Origin of the sequence: Shewanella sp. AC91-MNA-CIBAN-0169 (assembly GCF_040310165.1) — a bacterium.
Classification (GTDB): Bacteria; Pseudomonadota; Gammaproteobacteria; order Enterobacterales; family Shewanellaceae; genus Shewanella.
In genome coordinates this window covers 85456-91455 of sequence record NZ_JBEOPM010000021.1, presented here as the reverse complement: position 1 = coordinate 91455, position 6000 = coordinate 85456, and the positions used below count along the sequence as shown (strand labels likewise).

Genomic DNA, 6000 nt, shown 5'->3' with positions numbered 1-6000 from the left:
AAAACATGACAGCAGTTTGTCGAATATGCCCATGCGTCCCCTTCGGGGATAAAAGAGTAGGTCATTTCCAGGCGCCTGATGGATTTGAAAGAGTCGTGACCTGGCGTGATAATCAGGTATTTTTACTTCTGCCATTTACTGACATGCAGGTCTTTAACAATATTTACTTCAGTAAACAAGAAGCTAATTTTTTTAACCAGAGTCATTACTGCTAATTCATGGTTACAATGTAAAATATTGGTGAAGATATCATCATTTTTTACATGATATGTAGTAGGTATAAGGCTTTATTATATTTTTTGCGAGCAATTATTAATCTTGAAACCAAATTTCGGTATTTGAAAATTGATATAATCTATTGTTAACATAAGTTGATTTCGTCTGCTGTATATTCCTACCACTTTAACCTTATTGATAATATGATAGTGGTTTGAGCTGTGTGCCATACTTCATCTGTGTAAATAAAATAACACTTATCCGTTAAACAAGTTAAAGTGTGTAGATCTATTTAAAGTGTTTAATAAATAAAAAGTTTTTATGTCGTATATGCTATTAGGATTCATAACTATTTCTTTACTTATTGATAAGATTACCGCTAGCATATCTTCATATATTTAATTGGGTGGGTCTATTTTGCCTCGGTTGCCAAAACTTTCTCTGTCTCTACTTGTTCCTGCATGTATCTTTATCCTTTACCTTGGCTTGGTATGTGGGGAGTATTTCTATGAGCATGCAGAGCTAAATGATCAGCTTGCATTAAGACAGTCAGAGCAAATACAGAAAGATTTATTTCGAATGCGGCATGTAGTTGAATCATCGCTGTTGACGCATGATTTAGAACGAATAGAGCAGGAGGTTGCTTTAGTTTCAACAGATCAAAACATGATGGTGTATGTGATACTTGATTCGAGTAGTGAAATTCAATTCGCTAATCATATTATTTGGCGAGAAAGTAATGCCACTAACGTGCTAGAAGGTTATTCTGCTGATTTACATAGAATTGTCATCACCAATAATAAACCTTATTTAAAGGTGAATTTGGACCGTTTATCGATTCAGGCTTACTATCCTCTTAATGCTAATTCTCGTTATAGTTATTCAAATTCTGTAGAGCTTATTTATCTAGAATATGACATTGCCAATATTTTATCAGAAGCGGTTGATAGTCTGTTAAAGCGCTTTATAGAGATATGGGGGATTGGTGCTCTATTGTTGTCTTTATTCTGTGTCATGTTGCATTATTTACTGATTAGACCGTTAACTCAATTAAGCCAAGCCGCTAAAAACCTCGACTCTCCTGATTTCAATACTGATATCGTGTGCACATCGACCGAACTAGTTAACTTACGCGATTATTTGAATCAGGTTAATGGCCGGTTATCTCGCAGTAAAAAACGCCTCAATGATGCAGAGCAACGTTGGCTTTTTGTGGTTGAGGGTGCTCGTAATGGTATTTGGGATTGGTGTATTGCTACTGGCGATGTGTTTGTTTCTGATCGTTGGAAAGATATCCTAGGTTATCAACCTTATGAGCTCGATAATGATTATTCTGTTTGGGAGTCGCGTTTACATCGTGATGATAAGGCGCAGGTATTAAATACCTTACAGAATTACATCAGTAATCAACATGAATATTATGAAAGTGTGCATCGTTTACGTCATAAAGATGGACGATATATTTGGATTCTAGATCGTGGCAAAATAGTTGAGTGGGATGAATTAGGACGGCCATTACGAATTATCGGCACAATAACAGATGTTTCTGGTGATGTAAAAAGCCAACATATTACAACCGAAAAACAGGGTCATAGTGGTCTTACGGATTTAATTAATCGTGATGTATTAGCCGATCAGCTCTATGATTTACAGGTTCTTAGCCGCAAGACTGGTCAGTTTTCTGCACTGCTTATGATTAATTTAGATAATTTTAAATTAATTAATGATGCTTTGGGTCATCAACTTGGTGATAGATTATTAATGCAGATAGCAGCACGCTTATCTGGCACATTTTCTAGTGCTGGTTTGGTTGCTCGACTTGGCGCGGACGAGTTCGTTATTCTAGCCAAAAATTTTGGTAATGAAATTGATCAAGCAAGTAAACGTGCATTAGCATTGGCAAGTGAAGTGAGGCAGTTAATTGGCCGCGGTTACACCATTTCAGATCAAAACTTATCCATTTCAGCTCGGATCGGATTAGTTGTTTTTGATGGTATTGAGTCATTAGAACCTCAAATATTATTGGCCCGTGCAGATAGCGCTCTGGAGCAAGCAAAAGATAGTCGCTCTAATGGTTGCGCTATTTATCAACCGGAATTAGACCAGAATCAAGTGCAACCATTCAAATTACAAAACGAGTTGAAACTGGCTATCCAGAACAAGCAGATGTCATTGGTTTATCAACCCGTTGTTGATCAGGCCGGGCAGCTCAATAGCATTGAAGTGCTAATGCGTTGGTATCACCCACAGTACGGATATATTAGCCCGCGTAAGTTTATTGCGTCAGCTGAACTGTCTGATTGTATCTTTGAATTAGAGCTGTGGGCATTAGATCAAGTCTGTGAACTTATTCAAACACTGCAACAGGCAAATGCGACAGTTCCTTTAATGTCATTAAATGTATCTTCACGTCACTTTCATCAAGATCATTTTGTAAACGTAGTGATGAACCGAATCAATGCAGCACATGTCTCTCCTGCATTGTTTCAGTTCGAATTATCTGAAGATGTATTCGTGGTGAACACTAATGTTGCCAGAAACAAAATAGCTGAGTTACAACGATTTGGTGTCAACATTGCGATGGATAATTTTGGTGGAGGTTCTTGCGCGGTCCATTTATTACAAGGTATTCGTTTTTCACAAGTGAAGTTAGCAGCTGTTTATATTGAGGACATAGAATATAACCCTGAAACCTTTAACATAGTGAATGCCATTGTTGAGTTTGCCACTAAGTTAAACTTCCCTGTAGTGGCTAAACAAGTCGAGAATAAGCAGCAACTCAATTTACTGACCCATGCAAAATGTACTTGGTTTCAAGGCTATATTATCAGCCGCCCATTAGCTCATGACGACATTATTCAATTAATTAAGACACAGTTATCTTTGAGTGTTGTGCAATAAAGTCAATGGTATGAGATAGGGCGATATTACGCATGTTATCTTTTTCGATGAACACTTCGTGATATGCGCCTTCAATAATGACTTTATGGCAATGAGTACTTAGTGCTACGTTTTGCGCCTCATTACAGACAATCGTGTCTTTTTCAGCTTGCAAAATTAGTATCGGAGTCTGGCTGTGCTTAGCGTAGTTGATGCATTTCTCCGCTGCATCCATTGCCTCTAGTAACCAATGGTTAGTCGGTGAGCCTAACTGTGCTTTAGTGGTTTTTTCGAAGATATTGCGATAGTGCTTATAGCGTTGTTGGCTATGAGTGAGTCGGTTGCGTTTAAAGCTGTCTGGTTTGTAATGAGTTCCCCCTATTACAAATGTACTGTGTACTTTATTTGCTTCCAGACGATTATTATCAAGCTTTTGTGCTAGCCAACGAATGATGGGTTTTGTAAACGGTAATCGAATACCAAACATTGGAGCAGAGAAGACTGCTGCCGTAAACGTATTTGGGTGTTGATTAATGTAATCGCTGGCAATGGTGCATCCCATTGAGTGAGCGATGATAAATAGCTCATCATGCTGTTGTTGGCGTACGACCTGCTCAATAAATTGAGTTAAATCCTCGGTGTAATCGGTAAAGTTGGCAACATAACCCTGATGTGGATTGTGTGTCAGCCGGTCTGATAACCCTTGTCCTCGATGATCTAAAGCGTAAACGCTAAATCCTTGTTGGTATAAATCAAACATCAATTCTTGATATTTTATATAGGATTCAACTCTGCCATTGCTTATCACGATTGCGCGCTGATTGTTTGGATGTTGGATCATCGCATAGGCAATATTTATACCGTCATCAGTACAGAAACTCGATTGGTGTACTTGTTGCCAAAAGTGTCGTTGCTCACTGGTATCGAGCTTTAGTTCTGATGAAAATTTCATGTAATGCATAGTTATTAAGCCAGCTCATTTATATCTAAAGTATTGTGTGTTCGATGTATTTATCTGTCTGATTATCCGTTACTTGCTTGTTTTATTATCGCCTTTTGGCTAGCAATAAACTCATCAACCATTTGTTCTAATACCGACATTGGGATAGAACCATTTTCTAAAATGGCATCATGAAACTTTCGGATATCAAAGTTTTTTCCTAATGCCTTTTCAGACTTAGCCCGTAACCGTTTTATGGTTAATTCACCAATTTTGTATGACAACGCTTGGCCAGGCCAGGAAATATAGCGATCTATTTCAGTGGTAACGTTGTGCATTGAAAGTGCAGTATTACCGGCCATAAAATCTATCGCTTGTTGGCGGCTCCAACCTTTAGCATGCATGCCGGTGTCGACGACTAAACGCGCCGCACGCCACATCTCATAGGTTAGCCGGCCAAAGTTACTGTATGGGTCTTGATAAAATCCAGCTTCTACGCCTAAATATTCTGAATATAAGCCCCAACCTTCACCAAATGCAGAGATGTAACTGTAACGTCTAAAATTAGGTAAGTCAGTGAGTTCTTTATTGAGTGATATTTGTAAATGGTGCCCAGGCACTGCTTCGTGTAGGGTTAGAGCTTCAAGCTCATAGAGTGGTCGCTTGTCTAAGGCGTAGGTGTTTACCCAATAATAGCCAGGCTCGTCGTCACGGTTTGAACCCGAGTAGCGCCCTGTGGTGTATTTAGGCGCAATTTCAGCAGGTACCGGTGCAATACCATAAGGTGTGCGCGGTAATTTGCCGAAATACTTAGGCAACATGGCATCTGCTTTTTTGGCAATAAATGCTGCTTCTTTAAGTAACTCATCAGCGGTTTTAGGATAAAACTGTGGATCCGTGCGTAAAAACATTAAAAAATCCGCAAAACTGCCTTTAAAGCCAACACCTTTAATTACCTGCTCCATTTCTGATCTTATACGAGCAACTTCTTGTAATCCAAGTTGATGGACTTGTTCAGCTGTCATTGGCAGCGTGGTGTAATACTCAACTCTGTTTTGATAAAACGCAGCGCCATCTGGTAAAGCCGAAGCCGCGATGTCTATTCGTGCGTTGGGAATATACTCCTCAGTCATGAAATTATAAAACTGTTGGTACAGAGGAAGCACGATTTGTTCTACGATTGTTTTGCCTTGTTGGGTCAGCGTATTTTTTTCTGTTGCGCTAAAATGGTCAGGATAGTGGGTAAACGGAGTAAAGTAGCCGCTGCTCTCAACCGGAACAATAAATGCGCTAATACTGTCTTCAAATCCATTCAGGGTGATTTTTGCCGGAGTAATACCGCTGGCTAAACCTTGTTTGAGCCAATATATTTGTTGGGCAAAATAACGTGGTAATTGTTCAAGTTTAGCTAAATAGTGCTGATAATCTTCAATACTATTGAAGCGAGCTTTAGCAATAGACGCAATATAAGCATGAAAACCACTTTCAGCTGTTATGGGTAAATAGTGGTCATGAAACCGATACATGTCGACTTCGTTTTGTAGCTGGTCTTGTAAAATCTTAGCATTGATGACATCTGATTTGGATAAGTTTTTCCGGTCAAGCTGCTTAAGTGTATGGAGAATTTTGAGCGTCTGTTGGTTCTTTTCTGCTAATGTTTCTGCAGATAAATCGTCAAGCTTTGCAGCTACTGATGCATCTCCTAAACTGGCGGCTAACTCCGGTGAGTAAGCTAAATTAACCGCCCAACTCTGGTCTATAATCGCTTGTAAATCTCTATCTATCTGCGTTTGTTGGCCAGTGATTGGGGTATCAACCTGAGTCGTGGTTGAATGGCTACTACAACCCAATAAACTTAACATTATCAGTGCAGGTAGGATAAGCAAGCGCATCTATAGTCCTTTATGGTTTAATCTGTTTGTTAGCATTAGAGTATGCCCGATTTAAGTATAAAAAACACATTC

Annotated in this window: 4 protein-coding genes; 2 read left to right on the top strand and 2 right to left on the bottom strand. The window is 39.0% G+C overall.

Annotated elements, in window-relative coordinates:
* Positions 1–215: hypothetical protein (locus tag AAEY98_RS16905; RefSeq protein WP_351000311.1), on the top strand; the 215-nt coding region annotated here is incomplete at its 5' end.
* A gap of 580 nt (positions 216–795) precedes the next feature.
* Positions 796–3117, top strand: coding sequence for a putative bifunctional diguanylate cyclase/phosphodiesterase (locus AAEY98_RS16900; protein WP_351018317.1), 2322 nt, complete (start codon positions 796–798; stop codon positions 3115–3117).
* Here the strand turns inward: AAEY98_RS16900 and AAEY98_RS16895 are convergent.
* Complete coding sequence (locus AAEY98_RS16895; RefSeq protein WP_351018314.1) at positions 3083–4057, bottom strand: alpha/beta fold hydrolase; 975 nt, start codon at positions 4055–4057, stop codon at positions 3083–3085. The genes AAEY98_RS16900 and AAEY98_RS16895 overlap by 35 nt on opposite strands.
* A 62-nt stretch (positions 4058–4119) precedes the next feature.
* Positions 4120–5928: a DUF885 domain-containing protein gene (locus AAEY98_RS16890; protein WP_351000320.1), complete on the bottom strand. Its 1809-nt coding sequence runs from the start codon at positions 5926–5928 to the stop codon at positions 4120–4122.
* Between the last annotated feature and the right edge of the window lie 72 nt (positions 5929–6000).